Annotated in this window: 17 protein-coding genes; 5 read left to right on the top strand and 12 right to left on the bottom strand. The window is 63.5% G+C overall.

The genetic code is table 11. The features are described from left to right. Window positions 1–105: 105 nt before the first annotated feature. A complete protein-coding gene (dcd, locus tag KVO92_RS16550; RefSeq protein ID WP_021207353.1) occupies window positions 106–672 on the top strand; it encodes a dCTP deaminase in 567 nt (188 codons plus the stop codon). Window positions 673–747: 75 nt separating this feature from the next. On the opposite strand, the gene KVO92_RS16555 is transcribed toward dcd, so the two are convergent. The 3 genes from KVO92_RS16555 to KVO92_RS16565 all read right to left on the bottom strand — a co-directional run bounded on the left by KVO92_RS16555 (window position 748) and on the right by KVO92_RS16565 (window position 3,141). After that, entirely contained in the window at window positions 748–1,428 is a 681-nt protein-coding gene (locus KVO92_RS16555; protein ID WP_217476633.1) for an SDR family oxidoreductase, read from the bottom strand. A gap of 172 nt (window positions 1,429–1,600) precedes the next feature. Next, window positions 1,601–2,182 carry a superoxide dismutase gene (locus tag KVO92_RS16560; RefSeq protein ID WP_021207355.1) on the bottom strand — a complete coding sequence of 194 codons (582 nt, stop codon included), beginning with the start codon at window positions 2,180–2,182 and terminating at the stop codon, window positions 1,601–1,603. Between the two features lie 356 nt (window positions 2,183–2,538). Further along, a complete protein-coding gene (locus KVO92_RS16565) occupies window positions 2,539–3,141 on the bottom strand; it encodes a LysE/ArgO family amino acid transporter (protein WP_217476634.1) in 603 nt (200 codons plus the stop codon). 96 nt (window positions 3,142–3,237) lie between these two features. On the opposite strand from KVO92_RS16565, the gene KVO92_RS16570 reads away from it, so the two are divergent. Beyond that, window positions 3,238–4,143: a LysR family transcriptional regulator ArgP gene (locus tag KVO92_RS16570; RefSeq protein WP_217476635.1), complete on the top strand. Its 906-nt coding sequence runs from the start codon at window positions 3,238–3,240 to the stop codon at window positions 4,141–4,143. On the opposite strand, the gene KVO92_RS16575 is transcribed toward KVO92_RS16570, so the two are convergent. Beyond that, the gene (locus tag KVO92_RS16575; RefSeq protein ID WP_217476636.1) at window positions 4,133–4,414 is read right to left on the bottom strand and encodes a hypothetical protein; all 282 of its coding nucleotides are present in this window, start codon (window positions 4,412–4,414) and stop codon (window positions 4,133–4,135) included. The two genes, KVO92_RS16570 and KVO92_RS16575, sit on opposite strands and share 11 nt — an antisense overlap. Window positions 4,415–4,780: 366 nt before the next feature. On the opposite strand from KVO92_RS16575, the gene KVO92_RS16580 reads away from it, so the two are divergent. Then, window positions 4,781–5,692 carry an ATPase gene (locus tag KVO92_RS16580; RefSeq protein ID WP_217476637.1) on the top strand — a complete coding sequence of 304 codons (912 nt, stop codon included), beginning with the start codon at window positions 4,781–4,783 and terminating at the stop codon, window positions 5,690–5,692. Between the two features lie 80 nt (window positions 5,693–5,772). Here KVO92_RS16580 and KVO92_RS16585 read toward each other — a convergent pair whose 3' ends face one another. Further along, the gene (locus tag KVO92_RS16585; RefSeq protein ID WP_217476638.1) at window positions 5,773–7,734 is read right to left on the bottom strand and encodes an autotransporter outer membrane beta-barrel domain-containing protein; all 1,962 of its coding nucleotides are present in this window, start codon (window positions 7,732–7,734) and stop codon (window positions 5,773–5,775) included. Window positions 7,735–8,144: 410 nt separating this feature from the next. Here KVO92_RS16585 and KVO92_RS16590 point away from each other — a divergent pair, with 410 nt between their 5' ends. After that, entirely contained in the window at window positions 8,145–9,338 is a 1,194-nt protein-coding gene (locus KVO92_RS16590) for a GGDEF domain-containing protein (protein WP_217476639.1), read from the top strand. A gap of 7 nt (window positions 9,339–9,345) precedes the next feature. Here KVO92_RS16590 and pncB read toward each other — a convergent pair whose 3' ends face one another. From pncB to hmpA, 5 genes are all read right to left on the bottom strand, one after another. Continuing rightward, entirely contained in the window at window positions 9,346–10,545 is a 1,200-nt protein-coding gene (gene pncB / locus KVO92_RS16595) for a nicotinate phosphoribosyltransferase (protein ID WP_217476640.1), read from the bottom strand. A 27-nt stretch (window positions 10,546–10,572) separates the two neighbouring features. Continuing rightward, window positions 10,573–10,752: a hypothetical protein gene (locus tag KVO92_RS16600; protein ID WP_217476641.1), complete on the bottom strand. Its 180-nt coding sequence runs from the start codon at window positions 10,750–10,752 to the stop codon at window positions 10,573–10,575. Between the two features lie 177 nt (window positions 10,753–10,929). Beyond that, entirely contained in the window at window positions 10,930–11,106 is a 177-nt protein-coding gene (locus tag KVO92_RS16605) for a general stress protein (protein ID WP_019342274.1), read from the bottom strand. A gap of 210 nt (window positions 11,107–11,316) precedes the next feature. Then, window positions 11,317–11,550: a hypothetical protein gene (locus tag KVO92_RS16610; protein WP_217476642.1), complete on the bottom strand. Its 234-nt coding sequence runs from the start codon at window positions 11,548–11,550 to the stop codon at window positions 11,317–11,319. A 60-nt stretch (window positions 11,551–11,610) separates the two neighbouring features. After that, window positions 11,611–12,789, bottom strand: coding sequence for an NO-inducible flavohemoprotein (gene hmpA / locus KVO92_RS16615; protein WP_217476643.1), 1,179 nt, complete (start codon window positions 12,787–12,789; stop codon window positions 11,611–11,613). Window positions 12,790–13,071: 282 nt separating this feature from the next. Here hmpA and KVO92_RS16620 point away from each other — a divergent pair, with 282 nt between their 5' ends. Continuing rightward, entirely contained in the window at window positions 13,072–13,296 is a 225-nt protein-coding gene (locus KVO92_RS16620) for a DUF2188 domain-containing protein (protein ID WP_217476644.1), read from the top strand. 3 nt (window positions 13,297–13,299) lie between these two features. Here KVO92_RS16620 and KVO92_RS16625 read toward each other — a convergent pair whose 3' ends face one another. Beyond that, the gene (locus tag KVO92_RS16625) at window positions 13,300–14,187 is read right to left on the bottom strand and encodes an urea transporter (RefSeq protein WP_217476645.1); all 888 of its coding nucleotides are present in this window, start codon (window positions 14,185–14,187) and stop codon (window positions 13,300–13,302) included. Window positions 14,188–14,259: 72 nt separating this feature from the next. Then, on the bottom strand, window positions 14,260–15,675 hold the full coding sequence (pyk, locus tag KVO92_RS16630) for a pyruvate kinase (protein WP_217476646.1): 1,416 nt from the start codon (window positions 15,673–15,675) through the stop codon (window positions 14,260–14,262). Window positions 15,676–15,701 lie beyond the last annotated feature (26 nt).

The raw sequence follows: 15,701 nt of genomic DNA on the forward strand, positions 1-15,701 counted from the left end.
TGGGCGTGGCGCACGGTCCCAGGTGGCGGGCTTTGAACCCACCCCCTGGGCTCGGTAAGATGCATGCCTTTCTCTGACCCTACCAGCCAAATCAGGACGCCCGCCATGAGCATCAAATCGGACAAGTGGATTCGCCGGATGGCCCAGGAGCACGGCATGATCGAGCCTTACGTCGAGCGCCAGGTGCGCACCGAGGGCAACGAGCGCCTGATTTCCTACGGCGTGTCCAGCTATGGTTACGACGTGCGCTGCGCGGACGAATTCAAGGTGTTCACCAACATCAACTCGGCCACCGTCGATCCGAAGAACTTCGACGAGAAGAGCTTCGTCGACATCAAGAGCGACGTCTGCATCATCCCGCCGAACTCCTTCGCGCTGGCGCGTACCGTCGAATACTTCCGAATCCCGCGCAACGTGCTGACGATCTGTCTCGGCAAGAGCACCTATGCCCGCTGCGGCATCATCGTCAACGTGACGCCGCTCGAGCCCGAGTGGGAAGGGCATGTGACGCTGGAGTTCTCCAACACCACGACGCTGCCGGCGAAGATCTACGCCAACGAAGGCGTGGCGCAGATGCTGTTTCTCGAGTCGGATGAAGAGTGCGAGACGTCTTACCGTGATCGTGGCGGCAAGTACCAGGGCCAGCGTGGCGTGACCTTGCCCAAGGCCTGATCCTTCTTTGCGTTGATCGCCGCGCTCGAGCGAGGCTGCCGCGTCGGCCCGCAGACCTCGCCGTTGCGTCGATCATTACCAGGCGAGCGTCTCGCCCTGATAGTCGATGAAGCGGTGGCCACCCTGGCCCGCGGCCCGACGGACCTGTTCGACCATGCCGCGGCAGCTGGTCTCGACATCCAGTGGCGCTTCCGCCCCGCCCATATCGGTCTTGACCCATCCCGGATGCATCGAAATCACGCTGAGCCCGGTTTCGCCGAGCTCAGCGACAAAGGTTCGGGTCAGGTGGTTGAGGGCGGCCTTGCTGGCTCCGTAGAGCGGCATGCCCATGCCGGGTCCGGTTTCCACGCTGCCCATGATCGAACTCATGAAGGTGATGACGCCCGTCTGTGGGTTGACCAGAGACCGCAAGCGCTTGGCCAGGCGTACTGGCGCGACGGCGTTGGTCATGAACAGCTGGCTGACCTCGTCGGGCATGGCCGTGTCGGCCGAGAGCGTGCGGGAGCCGGAAATGCCCGCATTGATGAAGAGCACGTCGAGCGTGGTGCCGGATAGCCGTTGCGCGAGGGCGTCGACCTCCGCCGCGTTGTCTATATCGAGCTGCTCGACCCGGGTATTGGCGACGGACTTCAGGGCATCCGCCCGTTGCGGGTCACGCACTGTCGCGATGACCTGCCATCCCTGGCTGGAAAATTGTTTGGCCAGACCCAGGCCTAGGCCGCGCGATGCACCGATGATCAGAACTGTGTTGGACATGGGCAATGCCTCCGACGGAAAGGGTGGCGCCAGCATAGTCGGCCACGCCGTGGTGTGCATGGGCAGCCGTCAGCAGGCGGGGCGTCGATAAAAAATGCCCGCATCACAGGATGCGGGCATTTTTGATTTGCGTGCTACGGAGCGGAAACCGCTCCGTAGGCAAGCCTGACACTCAGCCAGCGAAGTTCTTCGCGACGAAGTCCCAGTTGACGATGTTCCAGAACGCTTCGACGAACTTCGGACGCGCGTTGCGGTAGTCGATGTAGTAGGCGTGTTCCCAAACGTCGCAGGTCAGCAGCGGCTTGTCGCCAGCGGTCATCGGGTTGCCGGCACCAATGGTGCTCGCCAGGCCGACGCTGCCGTCGGACTTCTTCACCAGCCAGGCCCAGCCGGAGCCGAAGGTGCCGATGGCGGTCTTGGTGAATTCTTCCTTGAACTTGTCGAAGGAGCCGAACGCAGCGTTGATGGCATCGGCCAGGGCGCCAGTCGGCTGGCCGCCGGCATTCGGTGCCATGCAGTTCCAGAAGAAGGTGTGGTTCCAGACCTGGGCGGCGTTGTTGAAGATGCCACCGGAGGAAGTCTTGATGATGGTTTCCAGATCCTTGCCTTCGAACTCGGTGCCTGGGATCAGGTTGTTCAGGTTGGTCACGTAGGCCTGGTGGTGCTTGCCGTGGTGATACTCGAAGGTCTCGGCGGAAATGTGCGGCTCGAGGGCGTTCTTTTCAAACGGAAGCGGCGGCAATTCGAAAGCCATGGTGTATCTCCTGCTCAGGTGTCGAGAATAGATGCGGCTCGGAGGGAGGTAGTCCGCGCTGGTGGCCAGCGCCTGGTGGAACGGAGAAAACTACTGCACCGATGTTCTTCCGTTTACGCCTGTCTTTCCCTTCGCGCTGCATGCATGCGCATTCTTCGGCCGTTCACGGGCGGCCGTTGTGGCGGGCTGAAGCGTTCCACTCCATGCCCGCGGACCAAGGATCATAGCACCCAGCCTACGCCAAAACCACGCGACAACTGTGTGGGAAAAGGCCTAGGCCAGAGCCCGGTAGCGAGGCTTGTGCGGGCTCGGTGCTGAGTCCCCTTGCGTGGACCGCGAATCCCCGGCGGCGTTCCTCAGGCAACAAAAACCAACTGGGCGGCAACGCTGAACATCATCGCCGCCACGCCGAGGTCGATCAGCCGCCAGGTCAGCGGGCGGGCCAGCCAGGGTGCAAGCCAGGCCCCACCCAGCGCGAGCAGCAGAAACCACAGCGCCGATGCGCTGGCGGCGCCCAGGGTGTAGGCGCCGGGTTCGGGCTGCTGGGCGCCGAGCGAGCCGATCAACAGTACCGTGTCGAGATAGACGTGCGGGTTGAGCAAGGTGACCGCCAGTGCGGCGAGCATCACGTTCTGCAGCGAGCGCGGACCCCGCTGTGTCTCTTCCTGCAACGCCTGCGGATAAGCCGCCCGACGCAGCGCGACGGCACCGTAGAACAGCAAGAACAGCACACCGCCCCAGCGCGTGATGTGCAGCAGCAGTGGGCTGGCTGCCAGCACCGCGGCGAGGCCGAAGACGCCGGCGCTCACCAGTACGACGTCACACAGGATGCAGAGCGCGGCGACCGACAGGTGATGTTCGCGTCGCAGGCTCTGAGCCAGGACGAATGCGTTTTGCGCGCCGATTGCGATGATCAGGCCTGCTGCAACCAACAAGCCGTTCACGTAGCTCTGCCACATCTTTTTTTGCCTGTTCCGGTAGATCAAGGCTCGCAGTCTCGGCGGTTGTCTCGTATAAGAAAAACGAAATAGCGTAATGCGCCATAAGGAAAACTGATGTTCGATTACAAGCTGCTGGCGGCTCTGGCAGCGGTGGTAGAGCAGGCGGGGTTCGATCGGGCCGCGCGGGCGCTGGGTTTGTCGCAATCGGCGGTGTCTCAGCGCATCAAGTTGCTCGAGGCGCGCCTCGGTCAGCCGGTGCTGTTGCGCGCCAGCCCGCCACAGCCGACCGAGGTGGGTCGGCGTCTACTCAACCACGTGCAACAGGTGCGTCTGCTGGAGCGCGATCTGCAGGGGCAAGTGCCGGAGCTGGACGAGGGCAGAGTGCCCGAGCGCTTACGTATCGCCCTGAATGCCGACAGCCTGTCGACCTGGTGGGCGCAAGCGGTCGCACCGTTCTGCACGGCCAATGCCGTGGTCCTCGATCATCTGGTGGAAGACCAGGACGTAGGGCTCAAGCGTATGCGGGCGGGTGCAGTCGCCGCCTGCGTCTGTGCGGTGGAGCGCCCTTTGGCCGGGGCGCGCAGTCTGTTTCTTGGGGCCATGCGTTATCGGGCGCTGGCCAGCCCGGCATTCGTCGCGCGACACCTGGGGCCCGGGGCGCCGGCGCACGCCTTGTTGCGCGCCCCAGCGATTGTGTTCGGCCCGGACGATCAGTTGCAGCACCGCTACTTGGCATCGCTGGGCCTGAATGGCGCCTTCAGCCATCACCTGTGCCCATCGTCGGAGGGTTTCGTGCGCTTGCTGCAGAGCGATCTCGGATGGGGGCTGGTGCCCGAGTTGCAGGTAGAGGCCGAGCTGGCCCGCGGCACCTTGGTGGACGTGTTTCGAGGACCGCCCATCGATGTGCCGCTGTACTGGCACCACTGGCGTAACGGCGGGGAGCTGCTTGCCGAACTGACCCGCCAGCTGACCCGGTCGGTCGGGCAGTGGCTGGTCACCGCAAAAGACGCTAGTTCATGACCCGCTGGCCGCGATAGATGCGAACCGAGTGCGCATGCCTGCCATGGGTTTCAGCGGGCGGCGACTTGGTCACGGTGGGGATGGGTAGATCGCTGAAGGTGGCCAGCTGCTTGCCGAGGTCGCGAGTCGTTTCGTCATTCGAACACAGGCAGGCCGCCAGCATGGCCTGGACGGCATCAGGCTGGCTCAAGCGGATGTCGAGCTGTTGTTCGTCGCGCAGTCGGCGCCGCAGGTGCTGCATGCAATCGAGCACGGCCTTGTTGATCTCCATGATTCGCTCTCTTGGTCGCATCGTTTTTCCATGCTTAGGCCCGACGTCCTTGTCGGAAAACGCTGTCCGCTGGCCCTTTCCTCAAAGCAATAGCTGTACCACTCGTGAAGTTTCTTCCGGGCAATCAAGCACGCGGCGGCTCAGGCCCCGGTTTGTCTGTCTTCTTGCAGGCGAAGCGCCCTCCCTAGTCCTTGGGGCGGGCGCAGGCTGCACCGTCTGTCGCGGTCGGTTTGCACGGTCTTGAGCCGCCGAAGGGCTGCTACGCCTGCTCTCGGTGCAGCATCGCCGGTCGATGCCGCTGAAGTGGCGCTGCTGAATCGTTATACTGCGCGCTGTTTTTCGCTTCGCGCCGCCAAAGGTAACCCCATGCGCAACGATGCCCACGACGAACTGGACCACGTACCCAGCCTGACCGCCGGCCGTGACCGCGATCCCTATCCTGCGCCTGAACTGGAGCCGATCCAGCGGCCAGTGGATCGGGACCCGGACGGCCCCCGTTCGCGGCAGAAGCGTCGCGCGGCGGGCACCGCGCCGCTGTGGATCCTGATCGTGGCGCTGTTCTGCGCACTGGGTGCGCTGGGCTGGTGGAGCGACCAACAGGTCTCCAGGCTCGAGGCCCAGTTGGTCGCGACCCAGGAGAGCTTTGCCCGTATCAGCGAGGACGCCACCGGCCGGCTGCAGGATATCTCCGGCAAGATCGTGGCGACCGAGTCCAACGTGACCACCGAAGGCGAGGCCTTGAAGCTGCGCATCAAGCAACTGGAGAAGCAGGCGCTGGATCTGGCGGAGCAGCAGCGCGCCATGGCGACCGAGCAGCAGAGCCTGCTTGGCAGGCAGGGCAACCAGGACAAGCGCCTCGATGAGCAGGGCATCCGCGTCGGCCGCGTCGTCAGCGACATGCGCGAGTACCAGGCCAGCTCCGCGACGCTCGCCGAGACGATCAAGGGTCTCAGCGACGAGCAAGCGGCGCTCAAGTCGTCGGTGGCCGGGCTTAAGGGAACGGCCGATGAAATGGGCAAGCTGTCGGCTCGGATCGATGGGTTGAGCAAGGATGTCGCCGCGTTGAAACAGCGCGGTGACGCCAGCCAGGCGGTCAGTCGCCTCGAGCAGGATCTGTTGGTGCTGCGCAGCGAGGTGGACAACCGACCATCGGCCCCGGCAGCGGCCCCGGGCGTCAAGACGGCCGAGTTCGACTCCTTCCGCGCTCAAGTGACCCGCACCATCAATTCGCTGCAAGGCCAGGTCGCCAATCTGCAGCAACAGCTGGATCAGCGATAACGCGTCAAACCGCCAAGAAAAAAGCCGCTGCACAGCGAGTGCAGCGGCTTGGCAAGGCAGCCAAACGAGGAGCGTCGCAGTTACAGATCCAGCGCCAGGGACAGGCCAACGCCCTGGTTGCGGTTGTCGTTGCCCTGATAGTTGTAGTTGGCGCGCAGGCTCAGCCCGGGCGCCAGTTGATGGGCAACGCCCAGGCTGAATCGGGTCTGGTCGCCGGTAGGAACAGCCCCGGGCAGCGCGAAGGTGTTGTTCGCCACGCTGTTGAGTGACATCCGCAGGTCGTCGCGTTCATCGTCCTTGCGCTCGACCTCGCGGGCCACGTTGGCAAACAGGCGTGTGCGATCGGTCAGCGCATAGTTGCCGAACAGGCCTACCGACAGGCGCAGCGATTCAAGCTCTTGATCCTCGAAACTCAAGGCCGTCGAGCTGGCGCCTTTTTCGCTATAGCCGTCCACTTCGATCTTCTGATAGCTGGCCCCGATGAACGGGCCGAACTGCAGCGGATCGCCGATCTGCATCAGGTTGAAGCCGGATTTGGCCGAGACACCCCAGAGCATGCCTTCAGTGCTGCCTTTTTCCGAACGCTCCGTGATACCCAGCGCGAAGGTGCGATCCAGCGAGTCGTAGTCGAGATAGCCGGCGCTGGCGCTGAAGTCGGCGAAAAATCGATCCTGATGAAAGCTGGCGAACGCGGTGCCCAGATAGCTGCGCATGTCGTAGTCCGAATCGCCTTCGCCCAGGCTCAACGAATTTTGCGCCAAGCCCAGGCTAAGGCCCGCCAGCCAGCTCTCACTGACCCGATTGGTGATGCCGATCGCCAGTGTGGGGCTGTCACCATCGCCGCCGCCGAAACCATCGTACTCGGGCCGGTTGTAGCCACCTTGAACGAAGGTGCGCCAGCGACCCACCGACTGCCACCGGCCACGCTGTGCATCGAGTTCGTTGTCGAGCATTTGCAGGTGATTGCGCAACGCCGAGCGCCCCATCTCCGGCAATCGCGAAATCTCTGCCGGGGCGGAAAGGATCGAGTAGACGTAGTCGGCACTGATCTGGTGAACCGCCGTGGTCGGGTGCACGGCATCGTTGAACAGCAAGCGGTCTGGATCGGCGTTGGCATTGGTATTGGCAACGAGGCCGGTCAACCCGTAGGTGGGGTCGCTCACGCAGCCGTCACCGCTGAAGCAGACGGTCGCCTGGTCGATGGTCGGATCGAAGCCGAAGCGGGCAAGGTCGGCGCGAACTTCCGAGAGCAGCAGGCGGTTGTTCAGCAACACGTAATTGCCGCCCTGCGCCTGAAGGCCGGCGGCAAGCTCGGCATTGAAGCTATCGCTCAGGTTGTTCAGCAGGGTGCTGAAGCCGGGCATGCTGTTGCCCAGCGGTGTATCGCCGACATTGGGCAGGTCGGAAATCACGATGTAGCGGGCGCCAGCCGCCTGTAGCACCCGGACAGCCTCCACCATATTGGCGGCCGATTGCGCCATGGTGATCGTCGGTACGGTCCCGTTGACGAGCTGGAAGATGTCGTTGGCGCCGCCGTTGAGGTAGTACAAGCCGTCCGGGTCGACTTGAGGGTTCTCCACCAGATAGCCCAGACGGCTGCGGGTAGCGACACCGGGAACCGTGACGGTCGAATTGCCGGTCAACGAGTCGAGAATCTGATCCGAACGGTAACCCCCGACCGCATAGTTGGTGCCATCCGGGTTACCGGTCAGAGCGCCGGGTAGCAGCGGCGTGGAGGGGAGCGATTGCAGGCCCAGGCGGTTGGCGAGTACCTGGGTAACAACCTGGCCGTAGTACTCGCTATTGTCGGACGTGTAGTTTGGGCCGGTACGGTTGGTAAAGCGCAGTCCTCCGGTGGGATTGCCGTCCAGTAGGCTGCCGGTGGCCAGCAGCGGGCTACCCAGGTCGGGAAAGTTTCCGGCATCGCTCAGCGAATCACCGAAATTGACGAACTGCGTGTACGGGCTGGTCGCCGCGTCTACCGCAACCGGCACGGCCGCCAGTAGCACCGCGAGAGCAAGGGGCTTTAGAACGCTCTGCACAGGCTTCTCCTTATTGTTGTTCTTGTTGTTGTTCTTGGCTTGCGGAGATCAGGTCTCCGGTAGATCAACGCTAGCCCGCTCAGCTAACTGGCATAAGCGCTCTTAAGCGCCATTTGTCGGACGGTGGTGTGTCGCTCGAACGGATGACGCCGTGCGGTCCGGCCAGTGTTCGGCTTGTTACAAATTATTTTCGGGTTGCTGGCTCCCGGCTTCGGCATTTCGGCCGTAACGCTGGGAAGCCCCGCGGCCTGGAGGGCTGTGCAGGCAGCGCCGACTCGATGGAGGCGCCACCGAATGCCGACGACCGGGTGGGGCGGGTGATGCTTTGCGTTGATGTCATGGTGATATCATTCGCTGCCGACTGACACCCGGGCGTGAACGCCCATCCATTGCTCATGGTGAATAGAGAAATGCCGTCCTTGATCGACCTGCTGTCGAGCCGCCTGGCGATCCTGCTACCCAGCGAGCTGCGGACCAACGAATGGGTGAAGCTGGCCGCGCCGAACCGGCATCCGTTGCTGTTGACCCAACGCCGCGCGACCTTGATCGTCAATCGTGTCAGGTTGTTCGCCTTCCTGTTCGCGGTGCTCACGCCAATATGGGGCGTGATCGACCTGATGGCCTTCAGTTATCCGCTATGGCTCGGTCTGGCAACGTTTCGCCTGCTCGCCTGCGCGGCCTTCGCCTGTCTGCTGATGTTCTATCGGCCCAGCGGCAATCTGTTCGATGCGTACCGCGCCGTTGCGTTGCTGTTCGCGATCCCGACAGCCTTCTATATCGCCTCGCACACATTGCTCGGCCATTATCAGCTGACCGCATTTTCCGCTGCCGTGGCCTCGGGCTACGCCTTTCTGCCATTCGTGTTGATGGCCGGCCTGGCGATATTTCCACTGACGCTGCTGGAAAACCTGGCAATGGCCAGCCTGCTGCTGTTGGCTCAGGTGGTGGCGGGTTATCTGTCCTGGTCGACGCTGAACTGGCCATCGTTCGCCGGCGGCTTCTGGTTGCTGATGCTGATCGCCGGGGTCGCGGTGCTGGCAAGCCTCAGCCAGCTGGCATTCATGATCGCGCTGGTGCGCCAGGCCATCCGTGATCCGCTCACCGGAGTCTTTTCCCGTGGCAGCGGTCAGGAAATCCTCAAACTGCAATGGGACACGGCGCGCCGACACGACACCGGGCTCGCCGTCGCCTTCATCGATCTGGATCACTTCAAGGCAATCAACGATACCTTCGGTCACGACGCCGGCGATCGAGTCCTCTGCGAATGCACGCAGAACATGTTCGCAAGCCTGCGCAGTACCGATACCCTGCTGCGCTGGGGAGGCGAGGAGTTCGTCGTGATCATGCCCGATACCGATCTGGCGCAGGCGCGCATGGCCTTGGAGCGTATGGTGCGCAGTGGCCTCGGGTTGCGGCCCGATGGCAGCACCCTGACCGCCAGCATTGGGCTGGCTGAACGCTGCGCCGACTTCGCCGAAAGTGCGCAGGAGTTGCTCGACATCGCCGACCGGCGGATGTACCTGGCGAAAGCCGCCGGCCGCAACCGTCTGTGTTTCGAGTCGGACGACGCGGAGCTGTCCGGCGCCAGTCTTCCCACGGCTTGAGCGGGTTTTAGTGCTTCACCGAAAACACGTGCTTGAGGTAGGCGACGAACGCCTCGTCGCGGCACATGGTTTTGCCGGGCGAGTCTGAGATCTTGGCCACCGGCTGCCCGTTGCAGCTGGTCATCTTGATCACCATGTTGGTGGGCTCGACCCCCGGGATGTCGCAGGTCAGCTGAGTGCCGATGCCATAGCTGGTATTGCTGCGTCCGGCCAGCGCGCGGTAGATGCCCAAGGCTTTGGGAAAATCCAGGCCATCGGAGAACACCAGCTGCCGGGTCATCGGGTCGATCCCCAGCCGACGATAATGGGCGATGGCCTTCTCCGCCCACTCGATCGGGTCGCCCGAGTCGTGGCGCAGACCGTCGAACAGCTTCGCCAGGTAGAGATCGAAATCGGCGGTGAAAGCGTCCATGGTGATGCAATCGGTGATGGCGATGCCCAGCGCGCCGCGGTATTCCCGGGCCCAGCAGTCGAGCGCAGCGCTCTGACTGTCGATCAACCTCGGGCCAAGCTGTTGATGGGCCATGATCCACTCATGCGCCATGGTCCCCATGGGCTTGAGCTTCAGCTTGTGTGCCAGATGAAGGTTGCTGGTACCGACGAAATTACCGGGGAAATCTGCTTTCAGCCGCTCGACGACCCGGGCCTGCACGGCGAAGGAAAAGCGTCGACGGGTGCCGAAGTCGGCCAGGTTGAACCCCGCCAGCTCCTGCTCGCTGGCCTCGGCCTTCAGCCATTCGAGTTTTTCATCGAGACGTGCTTCGGCCTGCTCCAGGGTCACCTCGGGGTAGCGGACCCGATTGCGTACCTCGCTGATGATCGCCAGCAGCGGCACCTCGAACAGGATCACATGCAACCAGGGGCCGCGCAGATAGACCACCAGTTCGCCGGCCTCGAGTTCGACGCGTACATAGCGCGGATCGAAGCGGAACAGGCCGAGAAACCGGATGAAGTCCGGCTGCATGTAGGGAATATTTTCGAGAAAGGCCAGCTCTGCCGGCTCGAACCGCAGCTCTGCCAGCGCCTCCATCTGCTCGCGGATGGCGTCGAGGTAGGGCGAGAGGTCTTCCTCGGAGCGGCTGCGAAAGGCCCATTCGACCTCTGCGTTCGGGTAGTGGTGCAGCACGGCCTGCATCATCGTCAGCTTGTAGTAGTCGGTATCCATCAAGCTCTGGATGATCCGGTTGGTAAACGCGCTGACGCCCATGAAGGTGCTCCCGAGTCCATGACGGCTTCAGGCGCCGCCGATGCCTTCGATCACCTTACCGGTACCGCCGCAGTTTGTGCATTCCCCTCTGTCGACGCGCCCGCTGCCGCTGCACACCGGACAGATATTTTCGCCGGTGCCGGGGGTTCCGGGTGCTGCTTCGTCGCCGGGATTGGTGGGGGCGTTCGGACTATCGAAATCTTTCATGGTCGTTACAGTTCCAAACTTGGTTCGCTGACCGTTTATGGTCTTCGATAATAACTATCGGCCCGACTTGTGCGTCGACTTATTGTCGCGACGCAATCCCTGAAAGAACTATCGTTAAAAAACGGCAATAAAAAAGGCAAAGGCTTTTGACCTTTGCCTTTTTTATAAAAGGACCTATCAGCTGTTGCTGTTACGTCCGCCGCCGTGGCTGTTCTGTCCGCCTTTGCGGCCAGCTTCGGAAGCCTTCTCGCGGTCGTTGGCGAAGTTGCCGCCGCTGTTGTGGCCACCCTTCTTACCAGCCTCGGACGCTTTTTCGCGATCGTTGGCAAAGTTGCCAGGATTCTTGTTTGCCATGTCTTTTTCTCCTCGATGGATAGAGACTTACTGCGGGGCTGAACAACTTCATCAGCCTTCATGGTTTCAGAGTTCGGTTGTGTCTCAGGAGTTTCCAAGAGCCACGAACGGCAGACGAATGGTTCGTATTGACCAATCAAGTAATGGCGTTATGAAAGCGCAACGAAACGGCAATTAGCCGCAACTAATAATGTGCTGGCCAGGATGACGTCACGCACTCAGCGTCAGCTGACGCTGGGCCAACAGGCGCATCACGTAGCCGATCTTGAGCGCGGTCGGGCCGAGAATCACCAGCGCATGGCAGGCGACCACCGCGCCCAGGGTCAACTGCCGATCGAAGACATAGGCGCCGGCCACGCCGAGCAGCAACAACACAACGCCGAGGGTCATGGCGAGGGTGGCGACTGCCCGCAGACGATGCGGATCCTGTGGATGCGGGGTCATAGCGGTACCTCATGACGGACATCGGGTGGCTGGGCCAACGGCAGCCGGCCCAGCGTTGGCTCACTCCAGCGCCGAAGCCGGGCCGAAGAATTCGTAGCGGACCTGCTGCTCAGGGACACCGAGCGCGTGCAACAGCTGGCGAATCTTGGCCATGAAGGGCTTGGGACCGAGGAAGTAGGCATCCAGGTCGCGGTCGGCCGGCAGCCAGGCCGCCAGCCGCTCCTCGGTGATCAGGCCGACGGCATCCGGTTGCGGCGCATCGCCCTGGTGTTCGTCATAGCAGTAGAAGCGCTTGAGTTGGCCGTGGCGCTCGGCCAGCGTGTCGACCATCTGGCGGAACGCGTGAACATCGGCGTTACGCGCACAGTGGATGAAATGAATCGGGCGCTCGGTTTTCAGCGCGTCTTCGAGCATCGCCAGTGTCGGGGTGATGCCGACGCCGCCGCTGATCAGCACCAGCGGCTTGTCGCCAGGTTGCAAAGTGAACTCGCCGGCTGGGGCGAAGAGCTCCAGTCGCTCGCCCTCGGCCATGCGGTGCAGGGCGTTGGAGGCGACACCCTCTGGCTCGCGCTTGACGCTGATCCGGTAGCCGCGGCCGTTACTGGCCGACGACAGCGAATAGTTGCGGCGGATCTCCTCGCCGTCGATGTGCAGGCGCAGGCCGATGTACTGGCCGGGCTTGTGCGCGACCACTTCGCCGCCATCTTCGGGCTCCAGATAGAACGAGGTGATCTCGGCGCTTTCGGTTACCTTGCGCACGATTCGGAACGGCCGTGCGCCGCGCCAGCCGCCCGGTGCTTGCGCCGTGGTGCTGTAGAGCTGTTCCTCGGTGCCGATGAGGATGTCGGCGAGCTGGCCATAGGCGGCGGCCCAGGCGGCGATCACCTCGTCGGTGGCAATGTCTTCGCCGAGCACTTCGCGGATGGCGCGCAGCAGGCAGGCGCCGACGATAGGGTAGTGCTCCGGCAGTACCTGCAGTGCCACGTGCTTGTTGACGATCTGCGAGACCAGCCCGCCGAGTTGGTCCAGACGGTCGATGTGCTTGGCATACATCAGCACGCCGTTGGCCAAGGCGCGGGGTTGGTCGCCGCTGGCCTGGTGAGCCTGGTTGAACAGCGGGCGTACCTCGGGATGCTCGGCCAGCATCATCCGGTAGAAGTGTTGGGTCAGGGCTTCGCCACCGGCTTCCAGTAGCGGTACGGTGGCTTTGATCAGGGCACGTTGTTCAGCGCAAAGCATGATAGGCTCCAATTGGACTGGGAGGCCTGTCTCTTATTGCGAACGGCTTTGCGGGCGCGTCGCGGACAGGTACCCACTGTCTTTCAATAACCGTTCCAGGCTGGAATTGACCAGAATCAAGGGCGTCCCGGCGGCGCGGGGTGTTTAGAACCCTTGGTATCCGAGGTTAAATTCACCCTGTGCGGTATGTGCGACCCTCACGCCTCGCGACATGACCGATCGAACCGCTGCGCCGGCAGGTGTTCTATAGCTCTGACTATCGAAGACCCGAGGGAGGGCTACATGGACAACTACCACATCACCCACGACGGCGATCGCTGGGTTCTGCGTGAGGAAGGCGACAAGCGCGCACTGCTCGAAGCCGCCACCAAAGAGGACATCATCGACGAGACCCGCGATTACATGAAGCTGCGTACCGCCTCGGTGAAAATCCACACCCTCGACGGCCAGATCGAGGAGGAACGTACCTACCCGCGGGACCAGGATCCACGCGCGACCAAGGGCTGATGCTCAGGCGTGCCGCATGCCAAAGCGGCACTGGGTCAGGTACGTACCCAGTGCCACGGCCCAGCACGCCAGAATAAACGGCATGGTCAGGGGCGCCAGCCCCAGTTGATCGAACGCCCACCGGCAGGCGATGGCGAGCACGATTCCCAGCGCAGGGGCCAGTGCCGAGCGGTGTACCTGGCTCAGCGCCAACGCCGCCAGAGCGGGGTTGTAACCATCGAGGCCGGCCAACGCCTGTGGCGCGCCGAGCCCCAGCAGCAGGGTGCAGTAGACGCCCACGGCTGACCCGCACAGCGCCCACAGCCCGGCCCGCCGATCAGCCACCCATACCGCCGCCAGCAGACCCAGCCCCGCGCCGGGCGCACCGAGAAACATGACCTGGCCGATACCACTGGCCATCGCCCCGAGCGCTCCGCGGCCGTCGACGTCCGGGTCGGGCAAGCGTGCCTCCGCCACCGTGTCGAGCATCCCGGCCAGGGCCAGCGCCAGCCAGCCGAGCAATACGAACGCCAGGGTAAATACCGCAGGGCCGCCGCGCTCGCGCATGTGCCGCAACAGGCGGCGTTGCAGCAGGCTCGACAGCGCACCGCTCACCACGACCAAGAGCAGCGACGCCGCTCCGATGCCCATCACCAGCGTGATCAGCACACCCAGCAGCGTGGCGTTGTAGCCGTACAGTCCGGACTCGATATCCTGGCGGGCATAGCCCAGCCGCCACGCGGCGACGGTGCCGCTGAGCAAGCCCAGCAGGGCACCGGCCAGCAAGGCAGGGGCGTACAGGCTGAGCGTCACCACGATCAGCAAGCCGCAGAGCGGGTTGGTCTGGAGGAAGATCTGGCTGACACCGTTGAGTGCAGCCTGTGCTGCGGACGGCAGGGAGGGCGGTTGCATGAGCTGGATCTGCGCGAAGAGGAGGCGACCGGCCTCGCCTGCACCAACGAGCAGGCGAGGGCGGTGCCGGGGTCAGTTAAGGGTCTCGATGCGCAGCGAGTTGGTCGTACCGGGCTGCCCCAGGGGCACGCCAGCGGTGATCACCACAGTATCACCCGTGCCGGCCATGCCCTGGGCTCGCGCCAGCTCGAGCGCATTCAGGCAGACCTGCTCCATGTCGTGCATGGGCGCATCGATGACCGAGTACACGCCCCAGGCCACGGTCAGCTTGCGGGCCGTCGCGATGTTCGGCGTCAGGCTCAGGATCGGCGAGCTCGGCCGCTCGCGGGAAGCGCGCAGGCTGGACCGGCCCGATTCGGTGTAGTTCACCAGTGCCGCCACCGGCAGGATGCTGCTGATCCGGCGAATGGCGCAGCTGATGGCGTCAGGCAGCGTCGCCTCGGCATTCGGACGATGCACCTCGAGCTGGGCCTGGAACTCCGGGCCGCTCTCCACCTGGCGGATGATCTTGCTCATCATGCTGACCGCTTCCAGCGGGTAGTCGCCGGACGCGGTTTCCGCCGACAGCATCACCGCATCGGCGCCTTCGGCCACCGCGTTGGCCACGTCCGTGACTTCGGCGCGGGTCGGGGCCGGGGAGAAGCGCATCGACTCGAGCATCTGCGTCGCCACCACCACCGGACGCCCGAGCTGGCGGCAGGTGCGGACGATGTTCTTCTGAATGCGCGGCACGTTTTCGGCCGGTACCTCGACGCCCAGGTCGCCGCGCGCCACCATGATGGCGTCGCTCAAGCGCGCAATCTCGCGCAGGTGCTGCACGGCGGACGGCTTCTCGATCTTGGCCATGAGAAAGGCGCGGCCGTCGATCAACTCGCGAGCTTCATGAATGTCCTGCGGGCGCTGGACGAATGACAGCGCGACCCAGTCGACGCCCAGCTCCAGGCCGAAGGCCAGGTCACGGCGGTCCTTGTCGGTCAGCGGGCTCAGTTCGAGTACCGCTTCGGGCACATTGACGCCTTTGCGATCGGACAGCTCGCCACCGGCAACCACGCGTGTATCGATGGCATCGTCGTGCTTGGCGATCACCGTCAGGCGCAGACGACCGTCGTCCACCAGCAGGCTCATGCCCGGCTGCAGCGCATCGATGATTTCCGGATGCGGCAGGTTGACCCGCGTGGCATCGCCCGGTGTCGGATCGAGATCGAGGCGCAGGGTCTGGCCGCGCTTGAGCTGGACCTTGCCATCGGCAAAACGCCCCACGCGCAGCTTGGGCCCTTGCAGGTCCATGAGGATGCCGATCGGCTGGTTCAGCTGGCGCTCCACTTCACGAATCCAGGCGAAGCGTTCGGCATGATCGGCATGCTCGCCGTGGCTGAAGTTGAGGCGGAACAGGTTGACGCCGTTCTCCACCAGCTCGCGCACGTCATCGATGCTGCGGGTGGCGGGGCCCAGGGTAGCGAGGATCTTGACCTTCTTGTCGGGTGTCATGGCAGGCTCTATTGGCAGTTATGGTT

It is taken from the genome of Stutzerimonas stutzeri, assembly GCF_019090095.1.
GTDB lineage: Bacteria > Pseudomonadota > Gammaproteobacteria > Pseudomonadales > Pseudomonadaceae > Stutzerimonas > Stutzerimonas stutzeri_AN.